The sequence below is a fragment of the Jatrophihabitans sp. YIM 134969 genome (genome assembly GCF_054456675.1).
This window is the reverse complement of sequence record NZ_JBTJEQ010000005.1, coordinates 17,615-31,465: the sequence shown is the minus strand read 5'-3', so window position 1 is coordinate 31,465 and position 13,851 is coordinate 17,615. Positions and strand designations below refer to the sequence as shown.

Genomic DNA, 13,851 nt, shown 5'->3' with positions numbered 1-13,851 from the left:
CGATGCGCATCGGGATGGTCTGCCCGTACTCGTTCGAGGTGCCCGGCGGCGTGCAGTGGCACGTCCGCGACCTGGCCGAGTACCTCATCGGCCACGGCCACGAGGTCAGCGTCCTCGCCCCGGCCGACGACGACACCCCCCTGCCGCCGTACGTCGTGAGCAGCGGCCGGGCCGTCCAGATCCCCTACAACGGGTCGGTGGCCCGGGTGAACTTCGGCCCGCGCGCCATGGCCCGCGTCTCGCGGTGGGTCGAGAGCGGCAGCTTCGACCTGCTGCACCTGCACGAACCGATCACGCCCAGCATCTCCCTGCTGGCGCTCTGGGCGGCCGAGACGCCCGTCGTGGCGACGTTCCACACGGCGTCGGTCCGCTCCCGGGCCATGCAGTCGGCCCGCCCGGTCATCGGCGCCAGCCTGGACAAGATCGTCGGCCGGATCGCGGTGTCGGCCGAGGCGCAACGCACGCTGCGCGAGGGCATGCACGCGGACGCGGTGGTCATCCCCAACGCGGTCTACACCAGTGCGTTCGCCGACGCCGAGCCCGAACCCGCGTGGTGCGGCACCCCGGACCGGCCCACCATCGGCTTCCTCGGCCGCATCGACGAGTCCCGCAAGGGCCTCGCGGTGGTGCTGGCGGCCCTGCCCACCGTGCTCGCCCGCTTCCCGGGCGCCCGGCTGCTGGTGGTCGGGCCGGGCGACCAGGCCGAGGCCGTCGAGGGCGTGCCCGAGGACGTCCGGAGGCACGTCGAGTTCCTCGGGGCGGTCTCGGACGAGGAGAAACACCGCTTCTACCGCTCGATCGACGCGTTCGTCGCCCCGCACACCGGCGGCGAGAGCTTCGGCATGGTGCTGGTCGAGGCGATGTCGGCGGGCGTGCCGGTGGTGGCGAGCGACATCCCGCCGTTCGCCGACGTCCTCGGGCCGGACCTGTCGCACCTGTCGTTCCCGGTGCAGGACGCCCCCGCCCTCGCCGGGCGGGTGCTCCAGTTGCTCGCCGACCCCGAGCTGCGTGCCGACGCCGCCGCCACCGGACGCCGGGTGGCCGCCCAGTACGACTGGTCGACCGTGGCCGCCCGGATCGTCGAGGTGTACGAGCTCGCTCGGCTGTCCTGGGCCAGCATGGCCGAGGCGTTCGAGGCCGAACCGGCGCGCACCGCCCGGCTGCCGGGCGAGCGGCGCCGTGACCGCGCCGTCTCGTGGATCCGCCGCGGCGAGCTGTAGAGGACCATCGTCGAGGTGGACGCCCTGTTGATCGCCGTCACCGTGGTCGGCGTCGTCATCCTGCTGGCGTGGGTGCTGTCGTACCGCGCCTCGCGCATCGACCGGCTGCACGCCCGCATCGAGGGCTGCTGGCACGCCCTCGACGCCATGTTCGTGCGCCGCAGCGAAGCCCTGCTGGAGCTGGCCAACTCCGCCACGCTCGACCCCGCCAGCTCGCTGCTGTTGAGCTACGGCGTGAGCGACGTGCTGGAGCTGCAGGACGCCGACCCCGACCACGCCCGGCGGGTCGCGGGCGAGAACGAACTGGCCGCCACCGCCACCCTGCTGCTCGCCGAGGCCTCGCCGGCCGCGCTGGCCGAGGTCGACCCGGTCATGCGGGCCACGGTCCAGCAGACCGTGCGCCAGGTCGACGTCGCGGCCTCGTTCTACAACGACGCGGTGTCCGACGTCATCGCCATCCGCGACCAGGCGCTCACCAAGGTCGCGTGCCTCGCGGGCAAGGCCCCCCGCCTGCACCGCATCGAGGTCGCCTCGGTCGACGTCGCCCCACTGGCCGGCGCCACCGGCGCGGACGTCCGCGACCCGCTGTCCCGCTGACGTCTCGTCAGAACAGGCGCAGCGACGGGTCGTCGGTGCCGCGCAGGGCCTCGTAGTCCAGCACCAGCGTCTCGATGCCCCGGTCGTGGGCGAGGACCCGGGCCTGGGGCTTGATCTCCTGGGCCGCGAAGACCCCGCGCACCGGCGCGAGGAGCGGGTCGCGGTTGAGCAGGTCCAGGTAGCGGGTCAACTGCTCGACACCGTCGATCTCGCCGCGTCGCTTGATCTCCACCGCCACCGAGACCCCCTCGGGCGAGCGGGCCAGCAGGTCCACCGGACCGATCGGGGTCGGGTACTCGCGCCGCACCAGCCGGTAGCCCGGGCCGAGCGTCTCGATGTGCATCGCGAGCAGCGCCTGCAGGTGGGCCTCGACGCCGTCCTTGACCAGGCCCGGGTCGATGCCGAGGTCCTCGGAGTGGTCGTGGAGGAACTCGTCGATGGTGATGACGAGCTTCTCCCCCGCCTTGTTGGTGACCGTCCACTCCGCCCGGCCGTCGAGCGCCTCGCCCTCGACCAGCGTGCAGGGCGGCGACATCCAGTTCAGCGGCTTGTACGCGCGGTCGTCGGCGTGGATCGACACGCTGCCGTCGCGTTTGACCAGCAGCAACCGGGTGGCGGGCGGGAGGTGGGCGGTCAGGCGCCCGAGGTAGTCGACGCTGCAGCGGGCTATGACCAGACGCACGGGCGCGGACCCTACCCGGTGAGGTGGGTGGGACCGGCTGGGTAGAACTGGAGCATGACTTCCGTTCCCACCATCACCCTGAACGACGGCAAGGCCATCCCCCAGCTCGGCTTCGGGGTCTTCCAGATCAAGCCCGAGGAGACGGCCGAGGCGACCACCACGGCGTTCGAGCTCGGCTACCGCCACATCGACACCGCCGAGATGTACGGCAACGAGGCCGGGGTCGGCGAGGCGTTCGCGAGCTCCGGTCTCGACCGTGACGACGTCTGGATCACCAGCAAGCTCAACAACGGCTTCCACGAGCCCGACGCCGCCCGCAAGGCGTTCGACGACACGCTCGCCGCGCTGAAGATGGACCACGTCGACCTGTTCCTCATCCACTGGCCGCTGCCGACGCGCTACGACGGCGACTTCGTCTCGACCTGGAAGACGCTCGAGGAGTTCTACCGCGACGGCCGGGCCCGCTCGATCGGCGTCTCGAACTTCCAGGTCAAGCACCTGCGCCGCCTCGCGGCCGAGACCGAGATCAAGCCCGCGGTCAACCAGATCGAGGTGCACCCCTTCTTCACCAACGAGGAGGTGCGCACCTACTGCCGCGAGAACGAGATCGCGGTCGAGGCCTGGTCGCCGATCGCGCAGGGCGGGGTGCTCGACGACCCCACCATCGTCACCATCGCCGAGCGCGTCGGCCGCACGCCCGCCCAGGTCACCCTGCGCTGGCACATCGAGCGCGGCGACATCGTGTTCCCGAAGTCGGTCACGCCCGCGCGCATGGAGGAGAACTTCGCGCTGTTCGACTTCGAGCTCACCGGCGAGGACCTCGCGATGATCTCGGCGCTCAACAAGGGCGAGGAGGGCCGGACCGGCCCGAACCCCGACAAGTTCGACTACATCCCCGACTGATCTCCCGGCCTGGGCCGAACGGAGCAGGACCACGGTGACCGCCGTCCTGGAGCTGCGCGCACGAGGCGTGCGCGACGGTTCCGGGGCGGCGGTCGCGTTCCTCACCGGCCGCAGCCCCGGCGTCACCGTCGAGGACCCGGACGGCGTGGTGCTGCTGCGGGTGGAGAAGCCCGCGCTGGACCCGTGGTACGCCCGCCGGCCGGACGGCTGGGCGTTGCTCTGCATCGACCCGAGCGTGGGCACGCGGCACGCGATCACCTACGCCGACGGCCGCACCGGCAGCTTCGACGCCGCACCGTCGTCCGGTGCGTGGGAACTGCACGTCGGCGGGGGCCTCGCGGTGCACGCCCGCGCCCTCGGCGCCGGGGTGGGCTCGGACTGGACGTGTGCCCAGGACGGCACCCTGGAACTGCTCGACTTCCTCGCCACCGTCGTCACCTACCGGGAGGTCCGCATGCTGCGCAGCCGTCGCGCCGAGGTCGCGGAGGGGCTGACGTGACCGGCGCGATCGCGATCCTGCGTCTCCCGCGCCGGCTCGCCCAGGCCAAGGGCCGGTTCGCGGTGACGACGCCCGAGGGCGCGGTGGTGCTCGCGGCCGAGGTCGGCACGCGGGGGCGGATCGTCGACCTCGCCGGCCCGGACGCCACGCCGGCCGGCCGGATCCTCGAGGTGCGCGGGCGGCACTGGCAGTTGCTCGACCCCGGGACCGGGCTCCCGGTGGCCCACGCGGAACTGCGCAACGGGGTGCAGGTCTCGATCGCCGGCGGGCCCTGGGCGGAGGTCGACGGCCGGGGTGACGAGTGGGACCTGGTGTGGGAACGCACCACCCTGCTCGCGGTGCGCAAGACCGACCGCAAGATCGCCAAGCGTTCCCTGGACGTCTGGGTCACCGACCCGGCGTGCACCCCCGCGGTGGTCGCGTTCGTCGTCCACGTCCGCACCTGGGCCGTCGCGGCGAACGAGGCGGCGACCGCCGCCCTGACCTGAGTCCGGACGAGGTGGGTCAGAGCCGCTTCGCGGCCGTGATCGCCTCGACGATCTCGCCCAACATCTCGGTGATGCCGAAGTCCTTCGGCGTGAACACCTTCGCGATGCCCCCGGCGCGCAGGGCGGCGGCGTCGGCATCGGGGATGATGCCTCCGACGATGACCGGGACGTCGTCCATGCCCTGCGCCTGCAGGCCGGTCACGACGTCCGGCACCACCGACAGGTGCGAGCCGGACAGCACCGACAGGCCGACGACGTCGACGTCCTCCTCGACGGCCGCGGCGACGATCTGCGCCGGTGTCAGGCGGATCCCGGAGTAGACGACCTCGAAGCCGGCGTCCCGGGCGCGCACCGCGATCTGTTCGGCGCCGTTGGAGTGGCCGTCGAGGCCGGGCTTGCCGACGAGGAACTTCGGCGGACGCCCGAGCTGCTGGCCGAGCGACTTCACCGCGGCGCGCACGGCCGTCATGCCTTCGGTGCCCTCCCCCGCGCCGGACGACGACGACGCATTGACACCGGTCGGCGCGCGGTACTCGCCGAACACCTCGCGCAGGACGCCCGCCCACTCACCGGTCGTCACCCCGACCCGTGCACAGTGCAACGACGCTTCCATGAGGTTCTCGTCGGTCTTCGCTGCATCACGCAACGATCGCAGCGCGGTGTCGACCTCGCCGGCGTCGCGCTGCGCCCGCCACGCCTGCAGCGACTCGACCGCCGCCGCCTCGACCGCCGGGTCGACGCGCTGGATCGAGGCGTCGATGTCGGCCAGCAGCGGGTTGGGCTCGCTCTCGACGTACTTGTTGAGCCCGACCACAACGTCCTCGCCGGACTCGATGCGGCGCCAACGCTCGGCGAGCGAGGCCACCAACGACGACTTCAGGTACCCGGTGTCGACGGCCGCCACGGCGCCGCCCATCTCGAGCACGGTGTCGATCTCGGCCCGGGCGCTGTCGACCAGCTCGGCGACCTTGGCCTCGACGACCCGTGATCCCTCGAACAGGTCGGCGTAGTCGAGCAGATCGGTCTCGAAGGCCAGCACCTGCTGCATGCGCAGCGACCACTGCTGGTCCCACGGCCTCGGCAACCCGAGCGCCTCGTTCCAGGCGGGCAACTGGACGGCCCGCGCCCGGGCGTCGCGCGACATGGTCACGGCCAACATCTCGACCAGGATCCGGTAGACGTTGTTCTCCGGCTGGGCCTCGGTCAACCCGAGCGAGTTGACCTGCACGCCGTAGCGGAACCGCCGCTGCTTCGGGTTCTCGATCCCGTAGCGCTCGCGGGTGATCTCGTCCCACAGCTGGACGAACGCCCGCATCTTGCACAGTTCCTCGACGAACTTCACGCCCGCGTTCACGAAGAAGGACATGCGTGCCACGACGTCGCCGAAGCGTTCGGGCGGGACCTGTCCGGACTCCTTCACGGCGTCGAGCACCGCGATGGCGGTCGACAGCGAGAACGCCAACTCCTGCGTGGGGGTCGCCCCCGCCTCCTGCAGGTGGTAGCTGCAGATGTTGATGGGGTTCCACTTCGGGACGTGGGCGACGGTGTACGCGATCATGTCGGTGATCAGCCGCAGCGACGGCCCCGGCGGGAAGACGTACGTCCCGCGTGAGAGGTACTCCTTGACGATGTCGTTCTGGGTCGTGCCGGTCAGCTTCGCGGGATCGGCGTCCTGCTCGTCCGCGACGGTGAGGTAGAGCGCGAGCAGCCACATCGCGGGCGCGTTGATGGTCATCGAGGTGTTCATGGTCTCGAGCGGGATGCCGTCGAACAGCGCGCGCAGGTCACCGAGGTGCGCCACGGGCACCCCGACCTTGCCGACCTCGCCGCGGGCGAGTTCGGCGTCGGGGTCGTAGCCGGTCTGCGTGGGCAGGTCGAACGCCACGGAGAGGCCGGTCTGGCCCTTCTCGAGGTTGCGCCGGTAGAGCGCGTTCGACTCCGCCGGCGAGCTGTGGCCGGCGTAGGTGCGCATGACCCAGGGAGGGTCGCGGCGGTCGTCGTCGGGGTACGGCATGTCCGGGACCTCCTGCGGGACGGCGCTGTCTCGGCGACCGGCGGGGTGCACCAGCTGCACGGCGTCCCGCCGGATCGGCTGCCCGCGAGTGTCCCCCAGGTGGCTACCCGCTGGTAACCCGCTGTGGCGGGGGCCTCAGAGCGCCCGTCGGGTCACGGCGCGGGCTGGGCCGGACCCTCGACCTGGGGGGCGCGCGGGCGCGTCGGCGGGGCCTCAGGGGAATGACCGAGCCCGTCGGGTCGCAGCACCGGGAGGGTGTCGGAGGTGTGCTCCGGGGCGAACTGCACGTGGACCTGCTCGAAACCCTTGAGCCGCTCGATCGCGGGATAGCTGCCGTAGGCGCGCTGGTCGGCCGGGGTGAGCACCACGTCGTCGGTGAAGGGCGTGAGCAGGGAGCGAGGGTAGAGCCGACGGTCGCGGACCACGTTGAGTTCCGCGGACATCACGAACAGGATCGACCCCACGAACAGGAAGCCCAGCAGACCGAGGACGACCCCGAACACGCCGTACGCGGTGTTGGCGCCGGCCAGTTGCTGCTGGGCGAGGTACGTCCCCGCCCGCTGGATGACCCACCAGCCGACCGCGGCGGACAACGCCCCCGGCCACAGCTGCCGGTACTTCAGGTCGCGCGCGGTGGAGAGCCGGAAGCCCTCCCAGAAGATGAGGAAGTTGCCGCCGATGGTCACCAGGTAGGCGACGACCGTCAGCGTCGTGCCGAGGGCGAAGCCGAAGTTGCCGGTGTTGGCGATCAACGTGCTCAGGGCGGTCGTCACGACGACCCCGCCACCCACCACCGTCACCAGCAGCAGGCTCTTGCCGCGGGCCTTGAACGGGTTGGGGCGCGAGTTGCGCGGGACGCCCCACGCCCGGTTCATCGCGTTCTGCGCCGCCTGCGCCACCCCGATCGAGCCGTAGAGCGCGACGAGGAAGCCGATGACGACGGCGGGCACGCTGCCCTGCAGGCCCTGCGAGATGTCGGTGCCGCCGATGGTCTGCGACAGGATGGGGATCTGGTTGAACGCCGAGTCCTGGATCTGGTCGCGCAGGGTGTCGTTGCCGCCGAGCACGAAACCCAGGACCGAGGTCAGCAGCAGGAGCAGCGGGAAGATCGAGAGGAACCCGTAGTAGGCGACCAGGGCGGCGAGGTAGGCCCCCTGGTCGTCGAAGAACTTGTAGACCACGGCGAGCGGGAAACCCACCACGGGGTGCCTTTGCTGGAAGCGGTCGAGCGAGGCGACGAACCCGCCGCCTCCCGCCACGACCGCGAGGATAGGCCACACCGCTCCCCGACGGCCGTTCCGGCGCCTACCATCGAGTCATGTCCAACGACCCGTCGGCGATCTTCGTCGCCCTCGGCGTCGTGCTCCTGCTGGGCCTGATGCTGCGCTGGATCTTCAAGCCGTCGCACCCCCGGGTCGGCGCCCGCGGCCTCATCGACGCCTCCGAGTCCTCGGCCGCCGGCAACCTCGGCATGCTCGACGTCGTGGCACCCGCTATCCCCCGCGCCCGCGCGCTCACGCTGCGCAACACCCTCACCGAGGCCGGGATCCGCTCGTCGATCTCGCGCCGCAACGACGGCGCGGTCGACGTCCTGGTCTTCCGCGACGACGCCGAGCGCGCCCGCGACCTGCTGCGGCTGTAGCGGCGGCCTCGAGGCGCGTCAGACCTCGACGCGCTGCACGTCGGCCCCGAGCGCCCGCAGTTGCTCGTCGAGGCGGACGTACCCGCGGTCGATGTGGTGCACGCCGCTGACGTCGGTGACCCCCTCGGCCACCAGACCCGCGATGACCAGCCCGACCCCGGCGCGGATGTCGGACGCCACGACCGGTGCACCCGACAGTCGCGTCCGGCCGCGGACCACGGCGTGGTGGCCGTCGGTGCGGACGTCCGCGCCCATGCGTGCGATCTCGTCGCAGAACATGAAGCGGGCCTCGAACAGGTTCTCGGTGATCATCGCGACGCCGTCGGCGACCGAGAGCATGGCGATCGCCTGCGGCTGCAGGTCCGACGCCAGCCCGGGGTACGGCAACGTGACGACGTCGAAACTCCGCGGCCGGTCGGGCATCTGCACGCGGAACCCGCCGCCCTCGGCGGCGTCGTAGACCTGCACCACGCCGCCGGCCCCGTCGAGTTTGTCCAGCAGCAGCCGCAGGTGCGACGCGTCGGCGCCGGTGACCCGGATGTCGCCGCGGGTGGCCATCGCGGCGCAGGCCCAGGTGCCGGCCACGATCCGGTCGGGAACCGCCACGTGGGTGACGCCGTGCAGGGCGTCGACACCCTCGACCGTGAGCTCGGACGTCCCGATGCCGTCGATGCGGGCGCCCATCGCGACCAGCATGCGGCAGAGGTCGACGATCTCCGGCTCGCGCGCGGCGTTGTCCAGCACGGTCGTGCCCTTGGCCAGCACCGCGGCGGTGACGATGTTCTCGGTGGCGCCCACGGACGGGAAGTCCAGGTAGATCGAGGCACCGTGCAACTGTCCGGCCCGGGCCACCACGAAGCCGTGCTCGATGTCGATGTCCGCGCCCATCTTGCGCAGACCGGCGAGGTGCATGTCGATCGGCCGCGAGCCGATGGCGTCGCCGCCGGGCAGCGCCACCCGCGCCACCTCGCAGCGGGCGACGAGCGGGCCCAGCACCGCGATGGACCCGCGGATCTGGCGGACCAGCTCGTAGGGCGCTTCGTCGGCGAGGTCCTCGGGGACCTCGATGGTCACCGAGTCCGAGCCGTCTGCGGCGTGCGACCCGGTGACGGTGCACCCCAGCCGCTCCAGCAGCTGGGTCATGATGCCGACGTCCGAGATCGCCGGGAGGTTGTGCAGCGTCGTCGTGCCGGGCGCGAGCAGGCTCGCCGCCATCAGCTTGAGCACGCTGTTCTTCGCGCCGACCACCGGGACCGTCCCCGCCAGCCGCGCCCCGCCCTGGACCCGCAACACCTGCACGAGGCCCGATCGTAGGTCAGCGGCAGTCGCCGACCCCCTGGCGCACCAACCCGCGGTCGGTCACGACGTAGAACGCCGAGGAGGTCCGCAGCACCTGGCCCGTGATCGTGGCGTCGGGAAGGGCCGGGCCGACGTCGATCTCCGAGGACGCGAAGCCACCCGGGTCACGGCAGGTGACCACCGACGAGTCCGGCGCGACCGACAGGATCGCGGCGAACCCGCTGCCGCCGTCGTAGATGCGGGTGCCCGGGGCGAGCGGCGGCCGGATCGAGGTCTCCGGGCTCCGGTCCAGCACGCTCGCGAACCCCTCCGTGACCGGCGGGTCGTCGGAGGTCGTCACCCACGTCAGGAACCTCGCAGTCGCGACGTCGGTGACGTGCGGGATCGGCGGACCGAACCGCGCCTGCTCGGTCGCCGGGTCCACCCGGACGAAACGGGAGACCACGGCGTCGGAGCCCGCCGTGCCGGTGACCAGGCCCACGACGTACGGCTCGTCGCTGCTGGTCTGCTCGACCTGCATGCGCAGGTGGTCGGTGGTGATGACCCCCGGCATGTCCACGGTCGACAGCGTGTCGAGGCTGTCGAGGTCCAGGCGCAGCAGACGCGAGCCGCTCGCCGCCCAGACGGCGTCGGTCGACACCACCATCGCCGCGATGCTGCCCTCGATCGCCCGTGACCGGCCCGGCTCCAGCGTGGTCGCGTCGAACACCTGCACCGCCGGCCGGCCGACGGCCGTGGCCACGTAGAGCCGGTCCCCCAGCGGGCTCACGGCGATGGCGCTCGCCTGCGACTCGAGCAGCTGCACCGCCGTCACCTGACCGTTCTGGATGCGGACGATCCCGGCCCCGCGGTCGAGCATCCACACGATGTCGTCGCCGCTCGCGCTCGCGACCAGCTCGCGCGGGGTGCCGATCGCCCGCGGCAGCCCGACCAGGCCGACCACCGGGGCGGGCGGCAGGGGCGAGCCGCGACCGGACACCGACGGCGACGCGGACGGCGACGCCGTCGGAGTCGGGGAGCCGCCGACGGCCCGCCCGACCAGCACGGCTGCGACCAGCACGACCACCGCGGCGCCGACGGCGACCAGGGGCGCCCGGCCGGCCGGACGGCGACCGTGTGGCGCGTCCGGCCGCCCGACGTCGAGGACGTCGTCGACGCTGCCGCCTGCGGAGCCGGGCTCCGCGTCGACGAACTCGACGCGGTCGCGGGGCACGGGATCAGTGTGCCCCGGCCCGTCCGACCTCAGCCGTGGCAGGAGCCGTGGCCGCCGCGCGACAGCCTGCCGTCGGCGGTGGCGGCGTAGACCGCGCGTCGGGTGGTGGCGACCGGTCCGGTGATCCCCCGGCCCCGGTCGCCGACGGTCATGCGTCCGACCAGGTCGCCGGCGGCGTCGAAGCAGTCGAGGGTGGCGCTGGTCGGCGTCGCGACCATCCAGGTGCCCGACCCCGGCACCGGTCCCGGCCACAGGGTGGCGTCGGCCGGCAGCGGCCGGCGCGGGGTGGCCGCGCTGGGGTCCGACGGGTCCGGGGCGACCTCCACCGCCCCGCGCGCGCCCACGTGGGCGACGAGCGCCGGGATGCCGGGGACGACGCTCACGGGGTCACGGAACGTGGAGGTCAGGCGGGCGCCGCCGCCCGGTGGCTCGAGCCGCAGCAACGCGCTCACCCCGGGCGTGGTCGCGACGACCGCCTGCAGGCGTGCCCCGACGACCGCGAGCGACCGCACCGAGGTGACCTCCACGGGGACGACCATCGGCCGCAGGGCGCGTCGGAGGTCCGTGGTCCATCCCTGGACGCCCGAGGAGGTGGCCGCCCACACCGAGCCGACCCCGGCCGCGAGCGCGGTCACAGGGGCGGCCGCCGGGGCCTGCCCCCGGGCCTCCAGGGTGAGCGGGTCCAGGGCGACGACGACCGGGGCGAACCGGCCGGTCGTGACGAACACGCCGCGAGCGTCGGGCCGGACCGCCACGGCCCCGTACCCCCGCTCGACCGTGACGGTCGCGACCACGCCGTCGACGACCCGGGCGAGCTGGCCGCCGCTCCCGAGGACCCAGACGACGTCCTCGGACCGGGCCGCGGCGGCCACGATCTGGACCGGCGACCCGAAGTCGGCCGGCAGTGCGACGTGGCCCGCGAACACCGGTGCCTCGGTGGCGACGGCGGGCGCGACCGGCGGGGGTGCCCCGACGACCCGGGCCGCGGCGAGCAGACCCCCCACGACCACCAGGGCCGCCACGACGGCGCGCCACCGGGGACCGGGACGCTGCGGTGCGTCGTCGCCTGCATCCGGCGCCGGCTCGGTGCCCGGCCCACCGCGCATGTCGACGACAGGGTCGAGGAATTCGACCCCCTCGTGTGCGAGCGTGGCCACGTTCGTCAGTGTGATGCCTGGACAGGGATCCGTCACGGCTGCGCCGCCGACCTAAGGTCGGTGCATGTCCGTACACCTGACCCGCATCTACACCCGGACCGGCGACGACGGCACGACCGGCCTCGGCGACATGTCCCGGGTGGCCAAGACCGACCCGCGGGTGGTGGCGTACGCCGACTGCGACGAGACCAACGCGGCCCTGGGGGTCGCGATCGCGCTCGGGCGGCCGTCGGTCGAGCTCGAGGCGGTGCTGACGGCGCTGCAGAACGACCTGTTCGACGTCGGCGCCGACCTCTGCACGCCGGTCGTCCAGGACCCCACGTACCCGCCCCTGCGGGTGACCGACGCGTACGTCGACCGGCTCGAGGAGTGGTGCGACGAGTACAACGCCCGGCTCCGCAAGCTCGACAGCTTCCTGCTGCCGGGCGGGACGCCACTCGCGGCCCTGCTGCACACGGCCCGCACGGTGGCCCGACGGGCCGAGCGCAGTGCGTGGGAGCTGCAGGCCGCGCTCCGCGCCGCGGACGAGGGTCAGGTGGTCACGCCCGCGGCGCTGCGGTACCTCAACCGGCTCTCGGACCTGCTGTTCATCCTGGCCCGGGTCGCGAACCCCGACGGCGACGTGCTGTGGAAGCCGGGCGGCGGCGCGGCCTGAACGGGCTGCACGTCGAGCTCAGGTCTCGACGGCCGTCCCCGAGGCGTCCGGCGAGCTCGAGGCGTCCGGTGAGCTCGACGAGCCCGGCGTGGCCGAGACACCGGTCAGGGGGCAGAACCCGGACGTGACGGCGTCGGCCACCGCCTGCTGCTGACCGGCCGAGAGGTCGACGTCGGGGAACGTCGCGGGCACGGCCGTGGCCGGGTCGTCGCCATCGCGCAGCGCCCCGCACAACGCCACCGAGTTCTGGACCGCGTCGGTGTCCACGACCGCGAGCGCCGGGTCGACAGCGGTCAGCGCGGCGAGCAGCGCGGCCGTCTGGGCGGTGTCGGGAGTCGGCAGGGCGGTGGTCTCCGAGGGGATGGGATCGGGTGCGGAACTCTGCGGCCCGGTCGAGGTCGGCTGCCCCGCTCCGTTGCCGTTGCCCTTGCCGCCGTTGTCGTCCCCGCAGCCGGCCAGCACGGCCAGCGCGAGCGCGGCCGTGACCAGGACGGTGGAACGTCGTGTCGAGGTGCCCATACCTCAGCCGTGCCCAGCCCGGACCGGCCTCAGACAGCCCCGCCCCGCATCGTGACGGCGACGCTCACCAGCGGGGTGCCGACGCCTCGAGCCAGGACAGGAACCCGGTCACGGCGCCCTCGCCGAACCCGAGGGAGACCGTGCCGGCCGGGTCACGGACCTCGACGACGGTGGCCGAGGCGGGCAGCGCCGACACCTCGTCGGCGCGGGGCGCCCGCTGGCCGACGACCTCGATCTCGGCGCGCAGCAACGTCCGGTTGGGCTTCGAACCGACGCCCATGGCGCGGTACCAGCGCAGCTCGTCGCCGTGGTACTGCGCGACCCCGTAGAGCCACCGCTTGGTGGCCGGGGTCTCGGTGCGCAGGGCGAGCGGGATGCCGCCGACCCCGCGCAACATGAACCGCTGCCGCGCGAGCACCCCGGCGAACAGCAACACCACCAGGACGACCACCACCACGACGACCACGTCGACGATCATCGGCACGGTGACGCGCTCCGGGGCGGCGGGACGGTGGCGGACTCGACCGGTCTAGACCGAGACTTCCTCGCCGGCAGCACGCAGTCGGGCCCGGGCCCGGTCGCGGGCCGCGAGGGCCACCTCGGAGTCGGCGTCGGAGGCGAGTTCGCCCTCGGCCCGCTGCAGGGCGTCCCGGGCGCGGGCGACGTCGATCTCGTCGGCCGGCTCGGCGGTCTCGGCGAGCACCGACACCGCACCCTCGCGGACGGCGAGGAAGCCGCCGTGCACGGCGACGCGCAGCGGCTCCTCACCCTCGCGGTCGATGCGCACGACGTAGCCCGGGGCGAGCGCCGCGATCATCAGCTCGTGGCCGGGCAGCACCCCGATGTCGCCCTCGACCGTGCGGGCGTTCACCGCGGTGGCCTCACCCGACCACAGCGCGCGTTCGATCGAGACCAGCTCGACGTGCATCGTGGCCACGGCGTTGCCCTACCTGTTCCTCGTGT

16 protein-coding genes are annotated in these 13,851 nt (G+C 73.0%); 7 read left to right on the top strand and 9 right to left on the bottom strand.

Annotation, left to right across the window (positions count from 1 at the left end):
• Nucleotides 1-2: 2 nt before the first annotated feature.
• Both ACXR2U_RS04355 and ACXR2U_RS04350 read left to right on the top strand, forming a co-directional pair.
• On the top strand, nt 3-1,220 hold the full coding sequence (locus ACXR2U_RS04355) for a glycosyltransferase family 4 protein (RefSeq protein WP_458823707.1): 1,218 nt from the start codon (nt 3-5) through the stop codon (nt 1,218-1,220).
• Nucleotides 1,221-1,235: 15 nt separating this feature from the next.
• Nucleotides 1,236-1,817, top strand: coding sequence for a hypothetical protein (locus ACXR2U_RS04350; protein ID WP_458823706.1), 582 nt, complete (start codon nt 1,236-1,238; stop codon nt 1,815-1,817).
• 7 nt (nt 1,818-1,824) lie between these two features.
• Here ACXR2U_RS04350 and nucS read toward each other — a convergent pair whose 3' ends face one another.
• Nucleotides 1,825-2,499, bottom strand: a complete 675-nt coding sequence (gene nucS, locus ACXR2U_RS04345) for an endonuclease NucS (protein ID WP_458823705.1) — start codon at nt 2,497-2,499, stop codon at nt 1,825-1,827.
• Nucleotides 2,500-2,553: 54 nt separating this feature from the next.
• Here nucS and ACXR2U_RS04340 point away from each other — a divergent pair, with 54 nt between their 5' ends.
• From ACXR2U_RS04340 to ACXR2U_RS04330, 3 genes are read left to right on the top strand one after another with little or no spacing between them, the layout of a single operon-like run.
• Nucleotides 2,554-3,402: an aldo/keto reductase gene (locus ACXR2U_RS04340; RefSeq protein WP_458823704.1), complete on the top strand. Its 849-nt coding sequence runs from the start codon at nt 2,554-2,556 to the stop codon at nt 3,400-3,402.
• Between the two features lie 34 nt (nt 3,403-3,436).
• Nucleotides 3,437-3,901 carry a hypothetical protein gene (locus ACXR2U_RS04335; RefSeq protein WP_458823703.1) on the top strand — a complete coding sequence of 155 codons (465 nt, stop codon included), beginning with the start codon at nt 3,437-3,439 and terminating at the stop codon, nt 3,899-3,901.
• Nucleotides 3,898-4,389: a hypothetical protein gene (locus ACXR2U_RS04330; RefSeq protein WP_458823702.1), complete on the top strand. Its 492-nt coding sequence runs from the start codon at nt 3,898-3,900 to the stop codon at nt 4,387-4,389. The genes ACXR2U_RS04335 and ACXR2U_RS04330 overlap by 4 nt, the downstream gene beginning before the upstream one ends.
• A gap of 16 nt (nt 4,390-4,405) precedes the next feature.
• Here the strand turns inward: ACXR2U_RS04330 and ACXR2U_RS04325 are convergent, their stop codons facing one another.
• Both ACXR2U_RS04325 and ACXR2U_RS04320 read right to left on the bottom strand, forming a co-directional pair.
• Complete coding sequence (locus ACXR2U_RS04325; RefSeq protein WP_458823701.1) at nt 4,406-6,403, bottom strand: methylmalonyl-CoA mutase family protein; 1,998 nt, start codon at nt 6,401-6,403, stop codon at nt 4,406-4,408.
• Nucleotides 6,404-6,555: 152 nt separating this feature from the next.
• Nucleotides 6,556-7,662 (bottom strand): YihY/virulence factor BrkB family protein, encoded by a 1,107-nt coding sequence (locus ACXR2U_RS04320; protein WP_458823700.1) that lies wholly within the window; start codon nt 7,660-7,662, stop codon nt 6,556-6,558.
• Between the two features lie 59 nt (nt 7,663-7,721).
• Here ACXR2U_RS04320 and ACXR2U_RS04315 point away from each other — a divergent pair, with 59 nt between their 5' ends.
• Nucleotides 7,722-8,045, top strand: a complete 324-nt coding sequence (locus tag ACXR2U_RS04315) for a hypothetical protein (RefSeq protein ID WP_458823699.1) — start codon at nt 7,722-7,724, stop codon at nt 8,043-8,045.
• A gap of 18 nt (nt 8,046-8,063) precedes the next feature.
• Here ACXR2U_RS04315 and murA read toward each other — a convergent pair whose 3' ends face one another.
• Genes murA through ACXR2U_RS04300 form a run of 3 tightly spaced genes read right to left on the bottom strand, consistent with a single transcriptional unit; the run spans nt 8,064 to nt 11,714 of the window.
• Complete coding sequence (gene murA / locus ACXR2U_RS04310; RefSeq protein ID WP_458823698.1) at nt 8,064-9,344, bottom strand: UDP-N-acetylglucosamine 1-carboxyvinyltransferase; 1,281 nt, start codon at nt 9,342-9,344, stop codon at nt 8,064-8,066.
• A 16-nt stretch (nt 9,345-9,360) separates the two neighbouring features.
• Nucleotides 9,361-10,557: a hypothetical protein gene (locus tag ACXR2U_RS04305; RefSeq protein WP_458823697.1), complete on the bottom strand. Its 1,197-nt coding sequence runs from the start codon at nt 10,555-10,557 to the stop codon at nt 9,361-9,363.
• Nucleotides 10,558-10,586: 29 nt separating this feature from the next.
• Nucleotides 10,587-11,714: a hypothetical protein gene (locus ACXR2U_RS04300; protein ID WP_458823696.1), complete on the bottom strand. Its 1,128-nt coding sequence runs from the start codon at nt 11,712-11,714 to the stop codon at nt 10,587-10,589.
• A gap of 64 nt (nt 11,715-11,778) precedes the next feature.
• Between ACXR2U_RS04300 and ACXR2U_RS04295 the strand changes: the two genes are divergently transcribed.
• A complete protein-coding gene (locus ACXR2U_RS04295; RefSeq protein ID WP_458823695.1) occupies nt 11,779-12,369 on the top strand; it encodes a cob(I)yrinic acid a,c-diamide adenosyltransferase in 591 nt (196 codons plus the stop codon).
• Nucleotides 12,370-12,387: 18 nt separating this feature from the next.
• On the opposite strand, the gene ACXR2U_RS04290 is transcribed toward ACXR2U_RS04295, so the two are convergent.
• The 3 genes from ACXR2U_RS04290 to atpC all read right to left on the bottom strand — a co-directional run bounded on the left by ACXR2U_RS04290 (nt 12,388) and on the right by atpC (nt 13,825).
• The gene (locus ACXR2U_RS04290) at nt 12,388-12,888 is read right to left on the bottom strand and encodes a hypothetical protein (protein ID WP_458823694.1); all 501 of its coding nucleotides are present in this window, start codon (nt 12,886-12,888) and stop codon (nt 12,388-12,390) included.
• Between the two features lie 64 nt (nt 12,889-12,952).
• Nucleotides 12,953-13,366, bottom strand: a complete 414-nt coding sequence (locus ACXR2U_RS04285; RefSeq protein WP_458823811.1) for a DUF2550 domain-containing protein — start codon at nt 13,364-13,366, stop codon at nt 12,953-12,955.
• A gap of 51 nt (nt 13,367-13,417) precedes the next feature.
• Nucleotides 13,418-13,825, bottom strand: coding sequence for an ATP synthase F1 subunit epsilon (gene atpC, locus ACXR2U_RS04280; protein WP_458823693.1), 408 nt, complete (start codon nt 13,823-13,825; stop codon nt 13,418-13,420).
• Nucleotides 13,826-13,851 lie beyond the last annotated feature (26 nt).

Coding starts and splice junctions, on each gene's coding strand:
- ACXR2U_RS04295 (WP_458823695.1), top strand. CDS start 11,779: ATGTCCGTACACCTGACCCGCATCTACACCCGGACCGGCGACGACGGC.
- ACXR2U_RS04355 (WP_458823707.1), top strand. CDS start 3: ATGCGCATCGGGATGGTCTGCCCGTACTCGTTCGAGGTGCCCGGCGGC.
- ACXR2U_RS04315 (WP_458823699.1), top strand. CDS start 7,722: ATGTCCAACGACCCGTCGGCGATCTTCGTCGCCCTCGGCGTCGTGCTC.
- ACXR2U_RS04325 (WP_458823701.1), bottom strand. CDS start 6,403: ATGCCGTACCCCGACGACGACCGCCGCGACCCTCCCTGGGTCATGCGC.
- ACXR2U_RS04285 (WP_458823811.1), bottom strand. CDS start 13,366: ATGATCGTCGACGTGGTCGTCGTGGTGGTGGTCGTCCTGGTGGTGTTG.
- ACXR2U_RS04290 (WP_458823694.1), bottom strand. CDS start 12,888: ATGGGCACCTCGACACGACGTTCCACCGTCCTGGTCACGGCCGCGCTC.
- ACXR2U_RS04340 (WP_458823704.1), top strand. CDS start 2,554: ATGACTTCCGTTCCCACCATCACCCTGAACGACGGCAAGGCCATCCCC.